This is a genomic window from Xanthobacter variabilis (genome assembly GCF_043831965.2).
Classification (GTDB): Bacteria; Pseudomonadota; Alphaproteobacteria; order Rhizobiales; family Xanthobacteraceae; genus Xanthobacter.
On the sequence record NZ_CM195533.1, the window covers coordinates 3,949,965 to 3,966,461 of the forward strand.

Sequence of the window (16,497 nt, forward strand, 5' to 3'; positions counted from 1 at the left end):
CGGAAAGAGGCGCCGTGGCGCCGCCCGGATAACCTTCACGCGCCCCGGAGGCCCGTGAGCCACGGCGCGACCTGCGGCAGTTCCGCCAGGCCCTCCCCTTCGGCGAACAGTCGCTCCGCGACATCCGCGCCGAGACCGGGCAGGCCACGGGCAAGGCAATCGCGCCACTTGTCCTGCAACTGCGCGCGGGTGAGCGGGTCTTGCCGTGACCCGGGGGAGGCCACCACCTCCCGGCTGACCTCAGCGCCATTGGTGAGCAGAAGGCGCACGGAAACCGGCGCCGCGCCGATGTCTCCGCCCCGGCTCAGTTCGGGCCCCGCCTCCACCAGCTCCACGTCCTTCAGCCGCGCCTGGATGGCCGGACGCAGCACCGCCGCGTCGGTGAAGCTGGCGAGATTGATCGAGCCGTCATGAAGCGCCGCCACCACCGCGTGCGGGCCGCTGAACAGCGCGTTGAGGCCACTGCGCGGGAACGGATGGATCAGCGGCTTGGTGCCGCCCCGGGGCATGGTGACGACTGCCTTCGCGACATCGTCGAGGCCAATGCCCTCTTCCCGACGCAGGCGGAGCGTGGCCTCGATCATCTTGTGCAGCAGGTAGCAACACGGATAGCGCTTCTGCTCGAAGCCCGGCTCGTCCACGGCGAACGGGACGCCGAGACCCAGGCCATCTGGCCAATGGTCCACCTCACCGCCCGAGAAGGCATGCAGGAAGCCTTCATTCTCCAGCGGCGCGGCCGCCCCCTCGATGCCCGTCGCCGCCAGCCGCGCGGCGCGAATGCCGTCTGCCGCCGCAATGCCCACATGGAGCGACTTCACCATGGAGCCGAAGTTCTTGCGCAGGCCGCCGGCAAGGCTGGCCGCGATGGCCAAGGCATGGCCGGTGCGCACCGCGTCAAGCCGCATCAGTCGGGCAGCTGCGGCCGCCGCCCCGAGGGTGCCCAGCGTCGCCGTGGCATGGAAGCCGAGGGCATAATGGCGAAAGCCCATGGCCTGCCCAACCCGGATCAGCACCTCGGTGCCGATCGAGAAGGCGTCCACGAACGCCGCGCCCGACACCCTGTCCAGCGGCACCGCGGTGAGCGCCGCCGAGAGCACCGGTGCGCTTGGGTGGCAGACCGTGAGCATGCTCACATCGTCATAGTCCAGCACATGGCTGCAAAGGCCGAACAGAAGCGCGGCATCCTCGGCGCGGAAAGCTTCCGCATGCCACAGGGACGCAACCGCGCCTTCCCCCTGCGCCGGCGTCAGGGCTGCCCGCAGACGCCGCGCCGCCGGCTCGCCGCCGCCCGCGACCATGACGGCAAGGGTATCCAGGATGGCCGAAGCCGCATGGTGGCGCGCGGTTTCCGGAGGAGCCGCCTCGCAGACGAAGGCAGCAAGGTTCCGGTCGACGGAGGACGCAGCCGGCATGGCGCCGGACGCGGCGGGACCGCAGGCATTCATGGCGGCGTCCTCAATAAGAGCGGGGCATGCCGAGGGCGTGCTGGGCGACCTGGGCGAGGATGAGGTTGTTGGAGAGCGGCGCGGTGCGGAACAGCCGCGCCTCCTTCCACTTGCGCTCGACGTGGTATTCGCTGGCGAAACCAAAGCCGCCGAAGGTGGTCATGCAGGCTTCCGCCGCCTCCCACGAGGCTTCCGTCGCGAGATACTTGGCCATGCTGGTTTCCGAGCCGCAGGGCTCACCCTTGTCGAACAGGGTGGCGGCCCGGTTACGCATCAGCTCAGCGGCCTGCAGGTTCATATGGGCGCGGGCGATGGGGAATTGGATGCCCTGGTTGGCGCCGATGGGCCGCTCGAACACCACGCGCTCCCCGGCATAGCGCGCCGCCTGCTCCACGAACCACTTGCCGTCCCCGATGGCCTCGCTCGACACCAGCAGGCGTTCGGAATTCAGCGTGTCGAGCAGGTAATAAAAGCCCCTGCCCTCCTCGCCGATCCGGTCGGCGTCGGAAACCTCCAGATTGTCGATGAACACCTGGTTGGTGTGGTGGTTGATCATGGTGTGAATGGGCGTGGCACGCAGCGCCGCGCCGGCCTTGGCGATGTCCACCAGGAACAGTGTCAGGCCATCGGTCTTGCGGGCCACCTCCTCATAGGGCGTGGTGCGCGCGATCAGCAGGTACATGTGCGACTGCTGATAACGCGACGTCCAGATCTTCTGGCCGTTGATGATGTAACCGCCATTCGTTCGTCTTGCGAACGTCTTGATCTTCAGCGTATTGGACCCGGCATCGGGCTCTGTGACGCCGAAGGCCTGGAGCCGGAGCGCGCCAGATGCGATCCTCGGCAGATAGGCCGCCTTTTGCTCCGGCGAGCCGTGCCGCAGCACGGCGGCCATGGTGTACATCTGGGCGTGGCAGGCGGCGCCGTTGCCGCCGGAACGGTTGATCTCCTCGAGGATCAGGCAGCCATCCAGAACGCCGAGGCCGGCGCCACCAAACTCCTCCGGGATCAGCGCCGCGAGCCAGCCCGCCTCGGTCATGGCGGCAACGAACCGCTCCGGATAGGAGCCCTCTTCCTCGCTCTGACGCCAGTAGTCCGGGCCGAAGCCGGCGCAAAGCCGGGCCACGGCGGCGCGGATATCCTGCTGGGTTTCTGTATAGTCAAAGTCCATGGCCGGCTCTGCTTGCTTTTTCTGGAATGCGGGAAACAGGTCAGGCGACAATGCCGGCAGCACGCCACGCAGCCACCTCCTCGGCGCCAAAGCCGAGGTCGGATAAAACGCGCGAAGTATCCGCGCCAAGGCCGGGCGGCGGGGCGAGGCGCCCACTGCGCCGCCCGCCCGCCTTGAACGGCAGCGCCACCACCTGGTGATCGGGCGCCTGCGCCACCGGCAGGTTGGCGATGATGCCGGCGGCCCGCACCTGGGGATGCTCCAGCATGTCGGCCACGGTATTCAGCTCGCTGCACGGCGCCCCGGCTTGGCGCAGGCGGCCGACGATCTCGGCGGCGGGGCGGGTGCGTGTATGAGCGCCCAGCGCTTCGCGCAGCGCCGCCCGGTTCTCCACCCGCCTGGGATTGGTGATGAAGCGCGGGTCGCAAGCCAGATCCGGCGCGCCGAGCCCGGCGCAGACCCGCGCGAACAGGCCGTCATTTCCGGCCGCGATGAACACATGGCCATCCGCCGCTGGAAACAGCTCATAAGGAGCGGTCATCGCCATGGCCGAGCCGAGCTTGCGCGGCAGACGGCCGGTGGCGCGAAAGCTGGCGATGAACACCGCCATCCAGTTGATGCCGGTATCCATCAGGCTGGCCTCCACCAGCGTGCCGGCGCCGGTGCGGGCTCGCTGCATGAGCGCGCTCAGGATGCCCAGCGCCGCCCACATGCCGGTGCCCATGTCGATGAGGGAGACCCCCACCCGCACCGGGTCGTCACCCTCATTGCCCGTGGTGCTCATGATGCCGGTGAAGGCCTGCATCAGCGGGTCGTAGCCCGGCAGCGCGCTCAATGGGCCGTCCTGGCCGAACGCGCTGATGGCACAATAGACAAGAGCCGGGTTGAGGGCGCGCAGATCGTCATAGCCGATGCCCCGTTGCTCGGCGCTGCCGGGCTTCATGGAATGCACGACCACATCCACCCGCGCCGCCAACGCGCGGATGATCTCGACACCCTCGGCGGAGGCGATGTCGACGCAGATGCTGCTCTTGTTGCGGTTCAGCGCGAGGAAGGTGGACGACTGGCCACCAACTTCCGGCGGGCGCCACTCGCGGGTGTCGTCTCCGCGGCCCGGCCGCTCGAGCTTGATGACCTCCGCGCCGAGGTCGCCGAGAATTTGGGTACAGAACGGACCCGCGACGTTCTGGGTGATGTCCAGAACGCGCACGCCCTCCAGCGTGGTTTCGAGCATAATTGGCGATTTCTTCCCTGATGGCGCTTGCGCCTATTTGTTCGAACTTTATCCGAGCCGGAGCTGCTGTCAACCACGCAGAGGCGGCCAGAGACGTGCGCCATCACTTTTTATTCGGACTATTTTTCCATATCGCCAATGAGCGAACATATCATTCGGACAATATGACGTAGCCTTCTCGCGCCTCGCAGTTGAACCCGGCGCCAAGGTTTGCGAGAAAAGGTGGACCGGCGCGGGGTCGCTGCCCCGTGGCCTGCCGCGTCTTCATTTGTTCGGATGGTTCAGCCCCGTGCAGCAACCGCGCCACAAGACACTGAGCGAGATCCTCGCCCAGGAAATTGCCAACGGCACCTACCCTGTGGGCGGCCGCTTTCCATCCGAGCATGAATTGCAGGCCCGGTTCGATGTCGGCCGCCATACCGTGCGCGAAGCGCTGAAGACCCTGACCGAGCAGGGATTGCTGGGGCGACGGCAGAAGGCGGGCACAACCGTGCTCGCCTCCACGCCTTTCGCCCATTATGCGCACACGCTGCGCGACACCAGCGGCCTGTTCGGCTTCGTCGGGGACACGGCCCTGGACGTACGCTATCTCGGCTTCGTGCGGCGACCGTCATTCGTCATGGAGCACGTTGAGCCCAAGCCCCCGACCGAACGGTGGCTGCGGATCGCCGGCGTGCGTCATACGCGCAGCAACGGCTCCCCTCTGTGCTGGACCGAGATCTATATTCCCTCGGCCTTTCCGCTGGACCGGGAGGCAGTGCGCGGCGCCCACCAGGCCATCTACGAGCTCTGTATGGAAACGCATGGCCTGAAGCTCAATTATGTCGAGCAAGAGATCAAGGCCACCACGCTGCCCCGCGCCATTGCGGGCCTGCTTGCGGCCGAACCTGAGTCCGCCGCCCTGTTGGTCCTGCGCCGCTACGTGACCGACACCGGCGCGACTTTCGAGATCTCGGCCAACCTCTATCCAGCGAGCCGATATTCAGTGCGCACCATCATCCGCTGAGACGACGCGGCGCCCCGTGATGGCCGGCCACCCCACGGGCCTCCGGAAAACTCCAACGCCGCGCGAACGGTGCCACGACGCGCCACCCGCCGGCGCAGCGCGTGACCCCCAAAGGTGATTCTCAGAGTTGACGGCTCCCCCATGGGTCTTCCACGCGCAAAACCGTGTCGCCCGCGCGATCCAAGCCCGAATTGAGACCCGCCACATTACCGGCCCGCTGGGCGCATCGTGAAAGATGGGCGGCGATCTCGCCCGGTGCTAAACGACCCGGCAGTACGCTAGGTGTTTCGTCCCCGGATGCCAGCACATGGAGATGGCGACGTTGCGATGAGGTAAGGCCGGTACGGATCGCAGTTGCCGCGCCTGAAGAATGGCAAGCAGGCCAGCTCCGTCCGATCCATTGAACGACCTCCTGGGAGGCGACAGAAAGAGGCCGTCGCAGGCGCGGGCGCACGGCAATGCCGCCTTCGATGCGCATGTCGAATCGGTGCCCGGCGCCGCGCCGAAGAAGGATGCGGACGAAGAGCAAAGGCACCTCGTCGAGGCGCTCCGAGCCCGCGCCCCTGAGCGCGGCGAGTCGTGCATGCAGCGCCGTATCCGCTCCGGCAGAGCCAAGCTCTTCGGATTGAGCGACCCGTCAAGGAGCACGGCGGAGGTGCGGCTGCGCGTCCGTGGCCGAACGCAGGCGCCATCGGCCGATTGTACCGGATTGATGCCAGAACGGTGTCAGCTCTGCGCAGGCGCCGCGATGTTTGCTGTGCCGCTGGGCGTCTTCATCCACATTTCCAGCATCGTCCGGATGAGCTGCAGACCGTCCGGCGCGAGGCGGAAGCTGTCCTTGCCGAGCGCCCATTCCAGCACCAGACCGCTGATGGTGATGCCCAAGGCGGCAGCGGCGGTCTGCGGCGTCCAGGGGGTTCGCAGCCCGACATCACGTTCGACCACCTGAAACATCCGTTCCAGGGCCGACCTCATCTCTTCACGGAACGTGCTGCCGCCGTTGTCCTCCTGGTCCGAAAGGCCAAGATCGAGACGCATCAGCACGCGGATCAGCCCCTTCTGGCGCGGATCGCCCTCCAGAGCCGAGAACATCTCGGATATGGCTTTGTCGAAGCGCAGGAGCAGGGCTGGGCCATTTTCGTCCGCGACATGGTCGGCCAATTCGTGAAACGGGGCTTGGGCCTCTTCCTGCAGGGCCAGCAGCAGGCCCTGCTTGTTCTTGAAGTGCCAATGCACGGCGCCGCGCGTCACCCCCGCAGCCGCCGCAATCTCCTCAAGACGCACGTTGTCGTAGCCCACATCAAGGAAAAGGGCTTCGGCGGCTTTGAGAATCTGGCGCCCGGTTTCCGCCGCCTGCTCCTTGGTTCGCCTCATGACCGCGTACCGCCTCCCCCACCTGGGCGTCACCCGTGTTTGGCGCGCCGGCTTCCCTGCTGACTGCCACCTCGCTGCGGGCTCCGCAACCAACTGGGCCAGACAATGGGCCTCCGCTTCTGACCGTGCGAGCGGCAGCAATACTGTCCCCGGCGGCCGAGCGCCACCGTAGCGCCACACCCGGCCTCCCCACCAATTTACAAACAATCATCATGTATGTATATGAGCCATCGAGAAAGGTTCAAGCCATGCGCTCCTCGTTCGTCGCCATCCTCCTCGGCAGCTCCCTGCTCATCCCCGTCCCCGCCCTCGCGCAAATGCCAAGCGGCGGGCCTCCGGCGGTCGGTGTCGCCACCGTGGCGCCCGAGGACGTTCGGCCGACCACCGAGTTCAATGGCCGCATTGAGGCCATCGAGCGGCTGAACGCCGTGGCCCGCGTCACCGCCTTTCTGGAAGAGCGCCTGTTCACGGAAGGCACGGACGTCAAGAAAGGGGATCTCTTGTTCCGGCTGGAGCGTGCCCCCTTCGCCGCGGAAGTGGCTGCCAAGCAAGCTGCAGTGGCGCAGGCCCAGGCCCAGCTCGACAACGCCAACCTCACCTTCGACCGTGCCGACAAGCTGCAAAAGTCCGGCACCGGCTCCCAAAGCACCCTCGACAATGCGGTGGCCAGCCAGCGCACGGCGCAGGCCCAGCTACAATCCGCCAAGGCCGCCCTGCAGATTGCCCAGATCAACCTCGACTACACCGAGATCAGCACTCCCATTGACGGGCGCATCGGCCGCATGGCGGTGACGGTGGGCAACGTTGTGTCTCCCTCATCGGGAGCGCTGGTCAGCGTGGTGAGCCAGGATCCCATGTACGTCACCTTTCCCGTGCCCACCCGCAAGCTCATCGAGCTGCAGCAGGAGCACGCCGCGGAAGGCGGCGCCGAGGGGGGACTCCGCCTCCGCCTGCGGCTGCCCGATGGACGACTTTACGAGGAACTGGGGCAGCTCGACTTCATTGATGTGAACGTGGCGGCAGCGACCGATTCCATCACCGTGCGCGGACGCATCCCGAACCCGGTCCGGGGCAACGGGCAGCGCGAGCTCTACAATGATGAGTTCGTCCGCGTGGTCCTGGAGGCGGTGAAGCCACAGCAGGTGCTGGCGGTGCCGCGGGCGGCCGTGATGACCGACCAGCAAGGCGACTTCGTCTATGTGGTGGGTGCGGACAAGACCGCGCAGGTCCGCCGCGTGAAGCTCGGCCAGTCCACCGCGGGCAAGGCCAGTGTCATCGAAGGCCTCTCGCCCGGCGAAACGATCATCGTGGAAGGGGTGCAGCGGGTACGACCGAACACGCCTGTCGATCCGCAGGCCGCCATGGCGCAGACCGCCAAAGCGGAGTGACAGCGATGATCTCCGACATCTTCATCGACCGCCCCCGCCTCGCCATCGTTATCGCCATCGTCATTTCCATCGCCGGCGCCCTGGCCCTGATGCGTATTCCGGTGGCCCAGCTGCCGGATATCGTGCCGCCGCAGGTCTCGGTCACGGCCACCTACCCCGGCGCCTCGGCGGAGGTGCTGGAGGCGACCGTCGCCCAGCCCATCGAATCCAAGGTGATCGGCGTCGACAAGGCGCTCTACATGAAGAGCACCTCGGGCAATGACGGCAGCTATACCCTCACCGTCTCCTTCGCCCTCGGCACCGACCCGGACATCAACACCGTCAACGTCAACAACCGGGTGCAGACCGCGCTTTCCCAGCTGCCGGCCGACGTGCAGGCGCTGGGCGTGACGGTGCAGAAGAAGTCCTCCTCCATCCTCCAGTTCATCACGCTCAGCAGTCCGGACGAGCGTTACGACCCGCTGTTCATGACCAATTATGCGGTCATCAACGTGATCGACGAGCTCGCGCGCACGCCGGGCGTCGGCTCCGCGTCCCTGTTCGGGCAGATGAACTATTCCATGCGCATCTGGTTCGATGTGGAGCGCCTCGCCAGCCTCGGCATGGTGCCGTCCGACGTCATAGCCGCCATTTCCGCGCAGAACGTGCAGGCCCCGGTCGGCCGCATCGGCGCGCGCCCAGTGCCGGACAACCAGCAGTTCCAGCTCAACGTGCAGACCCAGGGGCGCCTCACCACGCCGGAGGAATTCGGCAACATCGTGCTGCGTGCGAACCGCGACGGCTCAGTGCTGAAGGTGAAGGACGTGGCGCGCGTCGAGCTCGGCGCGCAGAATGAGGATTCGGTCAACCGCCTCAACGGCAAGCCCTCGGTCGCCATCGGCATCTATCTGGCCCCCGGCGCCAACGCGCTCACCACGTCTTCGGCGGTGACCGCCAAGCTCAAGAGCCTTCAGTCCCGCATGCCCGAGGGCCTCAAGGCCCAGATCATGTATGATTCCACCGACTTCGTGTACGACACCATCGATGCGGTGATCCACACGCTGATCGAAGCGTTCATGCTGGTCGCGGCCGTGGTGTTCCTGTTCCTCGGCAACTGGCGCGCCACCCTCATCCCGATCATCGCCGTGCCCGTCTCCATCATCGGCACCTTCGCCGTGCTGCTGGCCCTCGGCTATTCGGCCAACACGGTGTCATTGCTCGCCTTGGTGCTCGCCATCGGCATCGTGGTGGATGATGCCATCGTCGTGGTGGAGAATGTCGAGCGCGTGATGGAAGAGGAACCTGAGCTTTCCCCCGCCGCGGCGAGCAAGAAGGCCATGGCGCAGGTGACGGCGCCCATCATCGCCATCACTTTGGTGCTGCTCTCGGTGTTCGTGCCCATCGGCTTCATCCCCGGCATCTCCGGCGAATTGTTCCGCCAGTTCGCGGTGACGATCTCCGCGGCCATGCTGATCTCGGCGCTCAACGCGCTGACGCTTTCGCCGGCCCTGTGCGCCGTGTTCCTGCGCCACGGTGGGGAGAAGCGCGGCATCATGGGCTTCATCTCCCGCCGCATCGACAATCTGCGCGACGGCTACGCCTTCCTGGTGCGCAAGACCCTGCGGCTGTCCATCCTCTCGCTGGCCATTGTCGCCGTGTGCGCCTTCGGGGTGCTGAGCCTTGCGAAGATCACGCCCTCCGGCTTCCTGCCCGAGGAGGACCAGGGCGCCTTCTTCATCAACGTGCAGTTGCCGGACGGCGCCTCGGTCGCGCGCACCAGCGACACCGTGCGCCAGGTGGAAAAGCTGGTGGGCGCATTGCCCCAGGTGGAGAACGTGACATCGGTCATCGGGTTTTCGCTGCTGGACAGCTTCTCCGCCAGCAACAACGCCTTCATGATCATCCAGTTGAAGCCCTTCGAGGAACGCAAAGCGGCTCTCGACAAGGTTCAGGTCATCATTGGCCAGGTGTTCGGCGGCGTGCAGCAGATCCGCTCGGCCATGATCCTGCCGTTCAACCTGCCGCCGGTCATCGGCCTGTCCACCTCCGGCGGCTTCGAGGCCATGGTGGAATCCCTGGAGGGCGCCGACCCTGCCACCATGGGTTCCATCTCCAACGCCATCGTGGGCGCCGCCAACCAGGATCCCGCACTGAATCGCGTGTTCACCACCTATGCAGCCAATGCCCCCTCGCTCTATCTCGATATCGATCGTGAGAAGGCCCAGGCGCTGGGGGTGGGCATCAACGATGTGTTCACCGCCCTGCAGGCGACATTGGGCGGCTCCTATGTGAACAATTTCAACCTGTTCGGCCGCACCTGGCAGGTCAAGGTGCAGGGTGATGTGGATAATCGGCGCGATATTCCTGCCTTGTGGGACATCTATGTGCGCGCCAAGGACGGCGCCATGGTGCCCCTGCAGTCCATCGCCGAGCTGAAGACCATCGTCGGGCCGGCCGTCATCACCCGCTACAACAACTACCGCGCGGTGACCATCAACGGGTCGCCGGCGCCGGGGGTTGCCTCGGGCACCGCCATGGCGGCGTTCCAGCAGGTCGCAACCAAGGTGCTGCCGGCCGGCTATGCGCTGGAATGGACCGGAACGTCCTACCAGGAACAGCAGGCCGGCGGGCAGACCGGCATCATCCTCGCGCTGGCGCTGCTGTTCGCTTACCTGTTCCTGGTGGCACTCTATGAGAGCTGGGTGATCCCGGTGCCGGTGTTGCTCTCCGTGATCGTCGCGGTGCTTGGCGCGTTCGCCGGCATGGTCGCGTTCGGCATCACCCTCGACCTTTATGGCCAGATCGGCCTCGTGGTGCTCATCGCGCTCGCGGCCAAGAACGGCATCCTGATCGTCGAGTTCGCCAAGGAGCAGCGCGAGCACGGGGTGGAGCTGAAGGAGGCGGCGGCCAACGCGGCCAAGCTGCGGTTCCGGGCGGTGATGATGACCTCCATCGCCTTCATCCTCGGCCTCGTGCCCCTGGTGTGGGCCAACGGCGCCTCCATGATGGCCCGCCAGAACGTTTCGACGCCCGTGTTCATGGGCATGCTCGCGGCGAGCTCGTTCGGCATCCTCGTCATCCCCATGCTCTACGTCACCTTCCAAGGCATGCGCGAGCGCATCAAGGGGCTGTTCAGATTGAACATGGCGAGATCTCGTACGTGATTGCCGGTCTGCCAGCGGGTGCGCAACGCCCAGATGTGTTTGGGCTCCACCGGAGGCTTTGCGCCGACCATGCGGCCGGCGCCTTCGGGCTGTGATCGATGGGTCCTGAGCCTGGCCTTGATCATGCCGAACACCGGGAACCCCGCCACGCTGCCGTGAAATGCCGAGGCGATCGCCGCTCTCACTGCACCGCCGCCTGAAGGCAGAGGGGCCTATATCGAGCGTCAATTGGGCCTCTGGCGGCGGATCTAGAGTCCGGGATTTCCGATGGAAAACGACCGCGCACGCCGGTTTCTCACGGCTTGCTACGATCGGACCTTGAACCCCGCCGGAATGGCGCGCCAGAACCTGGCCCTGCTCGCGACCGGCGACAGAAGACGGAAGTTCGCCACCGTCCGCGTCCCCACGCTTGTCGTCCAGGGCGCTGCGGACCCGCTGTGTCCCGTTGCGGCAGGACGGGAGGCAGCCGAGCTGATCCCCGGCGCCGCGCTGCAGGTCATTGACGGGTTGGCGCCTGATCGTCCGGTGGAGACATGGCCCCGGCTGGTTTCCGCCATCGCCGACAATGCCCGAGGATCCGTAGGGTGAGGGATCAGCACCCTTGAGCCCCGCACGCCGGATCCGCCGGGACCGGATGCCGGGTTCTTCGTGAAGACCCCACGGGCGCTCACGGGACCGCCCCGCGAGGGCATCCCGAAGCTCCGCGCCAGCCGAATGGCCGGACCTCACCCCGCGAAGATAACCCTGCGGAAACGACGCAACGCGAAAATGAAATAGAGTGCTCCGATGATTGCCGTCGGCAGGATCTGCGGCCAGACGATGGATGCCCCGGCGCCGCGATAGAGCACGTTCTGGGCGAAGATCACGAAATGGGGCGTCGGACTGATGAAGCGCATCAGGTATTGCAGCCACACGGGCATGCTTTCCAGCGGCGTGGTGCTGCCCGACAGCAGCATCATCACCAGCAGCACGGGGATCGAGAGCAGGCCGAACTGGGCCATGGTGGTCGCTACCGTGCCCAGGGCGATGCCGAGCGAGGCCACCGTGAACACATAGACGCAGGCGCCCGCCAGGAACAGCGGCAGCGAGCCCGCGATCGGCACATTCAGCCACCACTCCACCACCAGCACCAGGGACAGGCCGGTGGCCACCAGCACCACGATGCCGTTGGCCAGCACTTTCGCGAACATGATCTCGAAGGGCACCACCGGCATCACCAGCAGATGCTCCACCGTGCCCTGCTCGCGCTCGCGAATGAGGGCAGCGCCGCTGAGCATCACCGTGATCATGGTCAGGTTGCTGATGATCTGCATGACCGAAGTGAACCAGCTCGACTTGAAGTTCGGATTGAACTTCGAGCGCGTGACCACCTTGATCGGGACGCTGCCGCCCACCTCGCGGCCGGCGATGAAGCGCGCGGCCTCGTTGAGGATGATGTTCTGGATGTACGTCATGCCGTTGAAGGCCTGGGCGGCAGCCGTGGCATCGACATTGATCTGGACCGATGCCTCGCGACCGGCCAGCACATCCTGCTCGAACCGGGGCGGGATCTCGATCACATAGATGAAGCGCTGCGCATCCAGCGCGGGGTCGATCTCGCCGACGGAGATCTCCACCGCCGGCTTGAACGTGGGCGGGGTGAGGCTCGCGGCGATGCGTCGGGACAGGTCGGAATGGTCCTCGTCCACGATGCCGACGGAGAGGTTGGTCGCCTCCGTCGAGGCGCCGGTGGCGGCGGCATAGATGGCGATGGTGAAGGAGAACGCGACCAGTGCCAGCATGATGGGATCGGCGCGGATGCTGCGCAGTTCCTTGATCGTCAGCCGGTAGACGTTGGTGAGGTGCCACCACAACGCTCCGCCCCGATGATCCGCGCGGGACGGTGTTTCGGCCGCGGGCGGCGTCGGCTCATGCTTCGCCTGATCCGTGAGCGACATCTCAGCTCTCCTGCTTGCGAAGCATCAGGTGCGCGCCGACAAAATAGGCCAGCGCGAAGAGGGCGAGGACGAGCGTGTTGATCCAGATCTCGGAATAGCCCAACCCCTTGGTGAAGACGCCGACGCTGATCGGCTGGAACCAGGCCGCCGGAAACAGGAGCCCGATGAGCCGGCCGGTGCCGGTGAGCGAAGAGACGGGCACCAGCAGGCCGGAAAAGTTCACCACCGGAATGACCGCCAGCACCGTGGTGGCAAACACCGCGGCCACCTGGGTCCGGGTGAAGGTGGAGATGAACTGCCCGAAGCCGCAGGTGGCGAAGACATAGAGCAAGGCTCCGAACGCCAGCGCACCGAACGCCCCCTTCACCGGCACCCCGAACACAAGCCGCGCCATGATCACCAGGAGGAAGAACGTCAGCATCCCGACCACCACATAGGGAAACTGCTTGCCCAGCAGGAATTCCATCTTGGTAATGGGGGTGGACCGGAAATTGGCGATGGAGCCGGTCTCCACCTCACGCACGATGCCGATGGTCGCCATGATGGCGGGGATCAGCACCAGCATGATGACGATGACGCTCGGCACCATGCTGAAGACGCTCTTGAACGCCGGATTGTAGCGGAAGCGGTTCTCGATATTGATGCTGCCCAGATAGGCGTTGGAGACGGCATTGGGGCCGAGGCGCTCGACGGCGAGGTCCTTCACGTAGCGCAGCAGCAGTCCGGAGACATAGCCGCTCGCGGTCTCCCCCCGGAACGGCATGGCGCCATCCACCCAAAAGGCGACCTCGGGCGGCCGCAGACTGGTGAGGTCACGGCCGAAGCCGGCCGGGATCTCCACCACGAGGGCAAGCTCACCACTGCGCATGCGCTGTTCCAATTCCTCCTCGGAGCGGATCGGCGGCTGCTCGGAAAAATAATGGGAGCCGGAAAAGCTCTCCAGCAGCCGGCGGCTCTCCGGCGTCTGGTCCTGGTCGAAGGCGGCGTACTTCAGGTTCTCCACGTCGAAGGTGATGCCGTAGCCCATGGCCAACATCAGGACGAGAGGACCGATGAAGGCGAATGCCAGGCGGATTGGATCGCGCAGCAGCTCCATGGTCTCGCGCCGGGCGTAGGCCCACAGCCGCCGCGGATCGAACCGCCAGGAGGCATGCCGCTGCGTCCCTTCCATGGATGGCGGTGCGGCCACCGGCGCCGGCACCGAGGGCTCCTGCTGCTTCTTGTCCGCTGCTCCCCCGGCTTCCTCCAGATAGGAGATGAAGGCGTCTTCCAGGGTGGCACAGCCGCGCGCCTCGGCCAGCGCCTTGGGCGTGCCGACCGCGAGCACGCGGCCCTGATGCATCAGCGAGATGCGGTCGCAGCGCTCGGCCTCATTCATGAAGTGGGTGGAGAGGAAGATGGTGACGCCGTCGTTGCGCGACAGGTCGATAAGCGTGCGCCAGAAGGCGTCGCGCGCCACCGGATCGACCCCCGAGGTGGGCTCGTCGAGGATGAGCATGGCGGGCCGGTGCAGCACCGCCACGGCGAGTTGCAAGCGCTGCTTAATGCCGAGCGGCAGGCTTTCCGGCTTGGCGTCCGCTTCGGCCTTCAGATCGAACCGCTCCAGCAGCTCGGTGATCCGCGGCGCGATCTGGTCCTCCGGCAGGTGGTAGAGATGCGCGTGCAGCTCCAAATTCTGGCGGACCGTCAGCTCGCCATAGAGCGAGAAGGCCTGCGACATGTAGCCGACGTTTTCGCGCGCCGCCGCATCGTCCGCCAGCATGGGCTTGCCGAACAGCTTGGCCGAGCCTTCACTCACCGGCAGCAGCCCCGTCATCATCTTCATGGTGGTGGTCTTGCCGCAGCCATTGGAGCCGAGGAAGCCGAAGATCTCGCCTCGCCCGATGCGGAAGCTCACATGATCCACCGCGACGAAATCGCCGAACCGCCGCGTCAGCCCGTCGGCTTCGATCGCCGGTGTCGCGTCCGGCTCCTCCACCCGCGGCGGCACCACCACATCCTGATGCTGTCCGCGTTTCTCGGGGGGCAGCAGGGCGATGAAGGCGTCGTCGAGCGTGCTCTTGTTCGCCCGTTTCAGGATTTCAGCAGGTGTGCCCTGGGCAATGACCTTGCCATCGTCCATGGCCGCGAGCCAGTCGAAGCGGCTCGCCTCGTCCATATAGGCAGTGGCGACGATGACGCTCATGAGCGGGCGTCGGGCACGGATGGAGTCAATCAGCTCCCAGAACTGGCGGCGCGACAGCGGATCGACGCCGGTGGTGGGCTCGTCGAGGATCAATAGGTCGGGGTCGTGCATCAGCGAGCAGCACAGGCTCGCCTTCTGCTTCATGCCACCAGAAAGCTTACCGCAGGGCCGATCCGCGAACGGATCGAGGCCGGTCGCCGCCAGTAGTTCGGCAATGCGCGCGCGCCGTTCGGTCGCGCCCTGGCCGAACAGCCGGCCGAAAAAGTCGATGTTGTCGAAGACGCTGAGGGTCGGATAGAGATTTCGTCCCAGCCCCTGCGGCATGTAGGCGATGCGGGCGTAGCTCTGCCTGCGATGGTTCTCGTCCGCCATGTTGCCGTCGAGCGCCAGGACCGTGCCGGCCTGGATCTTCCGCACCCCGGCGATGAGCGCCAGCAAGGTGGACTTGCCGACGCCGTCGGGCCCGATCAATCCCGCCATACAGCCGGCGGGAATCTCGAGCGTGAGTTCATTGAGGGCGACAACCTTGCCGTAGCGGTGCGTGATGCCCTCGACCCTGGCGGCGACGGCGGAACCACTCATTGCGGGAGCCTCACCTGGAGATCCTCCGGCCAGGCGATCCTGGGATCCGTGCGCACGAAGCCCAGCCCGCGCACGCCGGTCTTCACCTGACGATAGTATTTGCTCAGCACCTCGGGGGTCGCCTGCAATTTAACGCGAAACATCAGCTTCTCCCGCTCTTCGGCGGTTTCCACGCTCTTGGGCGTGAACTGGGCTTCCGTCGCCACGAAGCTCACCGTGGTCGGGAACACGTAGTGCGGTAGCGGATCCAGGATCACCCGCGCCTCATCGCCCAAGGTGAGCCGGCCGGCCTGATCCGCCGGCAGGAAGATGGTCATGTAGACGTCGTTCAGGTCGAGGATGGTGAGGACGCGCTGTCCGGGGGCGACCACCTCGCCGGCACGCGCCAGCCGATATTGCACCCGACCGCTGCGTGGCGACACCAGCGTGAGATCAACCAGCACCGATTGCAGGCGCTCGACATTGGCCTGCGCCGCCCGGATCTCGGAATCGGCCTGGTCGCGCTGGGCGTTCGCCGCGACATATGCCGCCTCAGCCGCATCAAACTTATTGCGCCTCTGGTCGGCGACCTGCTGGGTGATGAAGCCCTTCGCGACCAGGGCCACCGCGCGATCATAGTCGGTGCGCGTGAAGTCGAGGTCGCTCTTGCGCTGGGCGATCAGCGCCTGCGCCTCGGCCAGCGCCTGCTTGGCCTTCATCAGCTGCGCCTGCGCGCCGCGCAGCTCGGCCTCCGTCTCGGGAGAGGAGATGGTGGCCACCACCTGGCCGGCGGTCACGTTGTCCCCCTCGTTCACGGTCACGGTGGCGAGACGGCCGGGATATTTAGCCGATACGTCCACCTCGGTGGCCTCAATCCGCCCGTTCGACTTCACAATCCCTTCCGGCATGTCCCTGCCGCGCAGGCGGTTGATGAGTGTCTCCACCGCCGCCTTGGCCTTGTCGACCCGATTAGGCTGGCTCTGCTGGGCTTGCGCGGGCCCGGTGAGGAGCCCGGCGCCGGATATGTCAGCCATCAACGCCAATCCGAGCAGC

General features: G+C 66.0%; 11 protein-coding genes. 4 read left to right on the top strand and 7 right to left on the bottom strand.

Translation table 11 applies throughout. The features are described 5' to 3' along the window. Positions 1–35: 35 nt before the first annotated feature. From V5F26_RS17185 to V5F26_RS17195, 3 genes are read right to left on the bottom strand one after another with little or no spacing between them, the layout of a single operon-like run. Positions 36–1,445, bottom strand: a complete 1,410-nt coding sequence (locus V5F26_RS17185; protein ID WP_394947298.1) for an MmgE/PrpD family protein — start codon at positions 1,443–1,445, stop codon at positions 36–38. Between the two features lie 10 nt (positions 1,446–1,455). After that, on the bottom strand, positions 1,456–2,616 hold the full coding sequence (locus V5F26_RS17190) for an acyl-CoA dehydrogenase family protein (protein WP_394947297.1): 1,161 nt from the start codon (positions 2,614–2,616) through the stop codon (positions 1,456–1,458). A 40-nt stretch (positions 2,617–2,656) separates the two neighbouring features. Further along, positions 2,657–3,850, bottom strand: coding sequence for a CaiB/BaiF CoA transferase family protein (locus V5F26_RS17195; RefSeq protein WP_394947296.1), 1,194 nt, complete (start codon positions 3,848–3,850; stop codon positions 2,657–2,659). Positions 3,851–4,139: 289 nt separating this feature from the next. On the opposite strand from V5F26_RS17195, the gene V5F26_RS17200 reads away from it, so the two are divergent. Then, complete coding sequence (locus V5F26_RS17200) at positions 4,140–4,856, top strand: GntR family transcriptional regulator (RefSeq protein ID WP_394055374.1); 717 nt, start codon at positions 4,140–4,142, stop codon at positions 4,854–4,856. A 726-nt stretch (positions 4,857–5,582) separates the two neighbouring features. Here V5F26_RS17200 and V5F26_RS17205 read toward each other — a convergent pair. Then, a complete protein-coding gene (locus V5F26_RS17205) occupies positions 5,583–6,410 on the bottom strand; it encodes a TetR family transcriptional regulator (protein WP_394947295.1) in 828 nt (275 codons plus the stop codon). A 68-nt stretch (positions 6,411–6,478) separates the two neighbouring features. Here V5F26_RS17205 and V5F26_RS17210 point away from each other — a divergent pair, with 68 nt between their 5' ends. From V5F26_RS17210 to V5F26_RS17220, 3 genes are all read left to right on the top strand, one after another. Beyond that, positions 6,479–7,618: an efflux RND transporter periplasmic adaptor subunit gene (locus tag V5F26_RS17210; protein WP_394055377.1), complete on the top strand. Its 1,140-nt coding sequence runs from the start codon at positions 6,479–6,481 to the stop codon at positions 7,616–7,618. Between the two features lie 5 nt (positions 7,619–7,623). After that, on the top strand, positions 7,624–10,761 hold the full coding sequence (locus V5F26_RS17215; protein ID WP_394947294.1) for an efflux RND transporter permease subunit: 3,138 nt from the start codon (positions 7,624–7,626) through the stop codon (positions 10,759–10,761). A gap of 267 nt (positions 10,762–11,028) precedes the next feature. Next, a complete protein-coding gene (locus tag V5F26_RS17220) occupies positions 11,029–11,349 on the top strand; it encodes an alpha/beta fold hydrolase (RefSeq protein WP_394055380.1) in 321 nt (106 codons plus the stop codon). 137 nt (positions 11,350–11,486) lie between these two features. Here the strand turns inward: V5F26_RS17220 and V5F26_RS17225 are convergent, their stop codons facing one another. The 3 genes from V5F26_RS17225 to V5F26_RS17235 are packed head-to-tail and all read right to left on the bottom strand — an operon-like array spanning position 11,487 to position 16,478. Next, on the bottom strand, positions 11,487–12,698 hold the full coding sequence (locus tag V5F26_RS17225) for an ABC transporter permease (protein ID WP_394055382.1): 1,212 nt from the start codon (positions 12,696–12,698) through the stop codon (positions 11,487–11,489). A 1-nt stretch (position 12,699) separates the two neighbouring features. After that, positions 12,700–15,465 (bottom strand): ribosome-associated ATPase/putative transporter RbbA, encoded by a 2,766-nt coding sequence (rbbA, locus tag V5F26_RS17230; protein ID WP_394947293.1) that lies wholly within the window; start codon positions 15,463–15,465, stop codon positions 12,700–12,702. Then, a complete protein-coding gene (locus V5F26_RS17235) occupies positions 15,462–16,478 on the bottom strand; it encodes an HlyD family secretion protein (protein ID WP_394947292.1) in 1,017 nt (338 codons plus the stop codon). Before V5F26_RS17235 ends, rbbA begins: the two co-directional genes overlap by 4 nt. Between the last annotated feature and the right edge of the window lie 19 nt (positions 16,479–16,497).

Coding starts and splice junctions, on each gene's coding strand:
- V5F26_RS17220 (WP_394055380.1), top strand. CDS start 11,029: ATGGAAAACGACCGCGCACGCCGGTTTCTCACGGCTTGCTACGATCGG.
- V5F26_RS17225 (WP_394055382.1), bottom strand. CDS start 12,698: ATGTCGCTCACGGATCAGGCGAAGCATGAGCCGACGCCGCCCGCGGCC.
- rbbA (WP_394947293.1), bottom strand. CDS start 15,465: ATGAGTGGTTCCGCCGTCGCCGCCAGGGTCGAGGGCATCACGCACCGC.
- V5F26_RS17190 (WP_394947297.1), bottom strand. CDS start 2,616: ATGGACTTTGACTATACAGAAACCCAGCAGGATATCCGCGCCGCCGTG.
- V5F26_RS17210 (WP_394055377.1), top strand. CDS start 6,479: ATGCGCTCCTCGTTCGTCGCCATCCTCCTCGGCAGCTCCCTGCTCATC.
- V5F26_RS17195 (WP_394947296.1), bottom strand. CDS start 3,850: ATGCTCGAAACCACGCTGGAGGGCGTGCGCGTTCTGGACATCACCCAG.
- V5F26_RS17235 (WP_394947292.1), bottom strand. CDS start 16,478: ATGGCTGACATATCCGGCGCCGGGCTCCTCACCGGGCCCGCGCAAGCC.
- V5F26_RS17215 (WP_394947294.1), top strand. CDS start 7,624: ATGATCTCCGACATCTTCATCGACCGCCCCCGCCTCGCCATCGTTATC.
- V5F26_RS17185 (WP_394947298.1), bottom strand. CDS start 1,445: ATGAATGCCTGCGGTCCCGCCGCGTCCGGCGCCATGCCGGCTGCGTCC.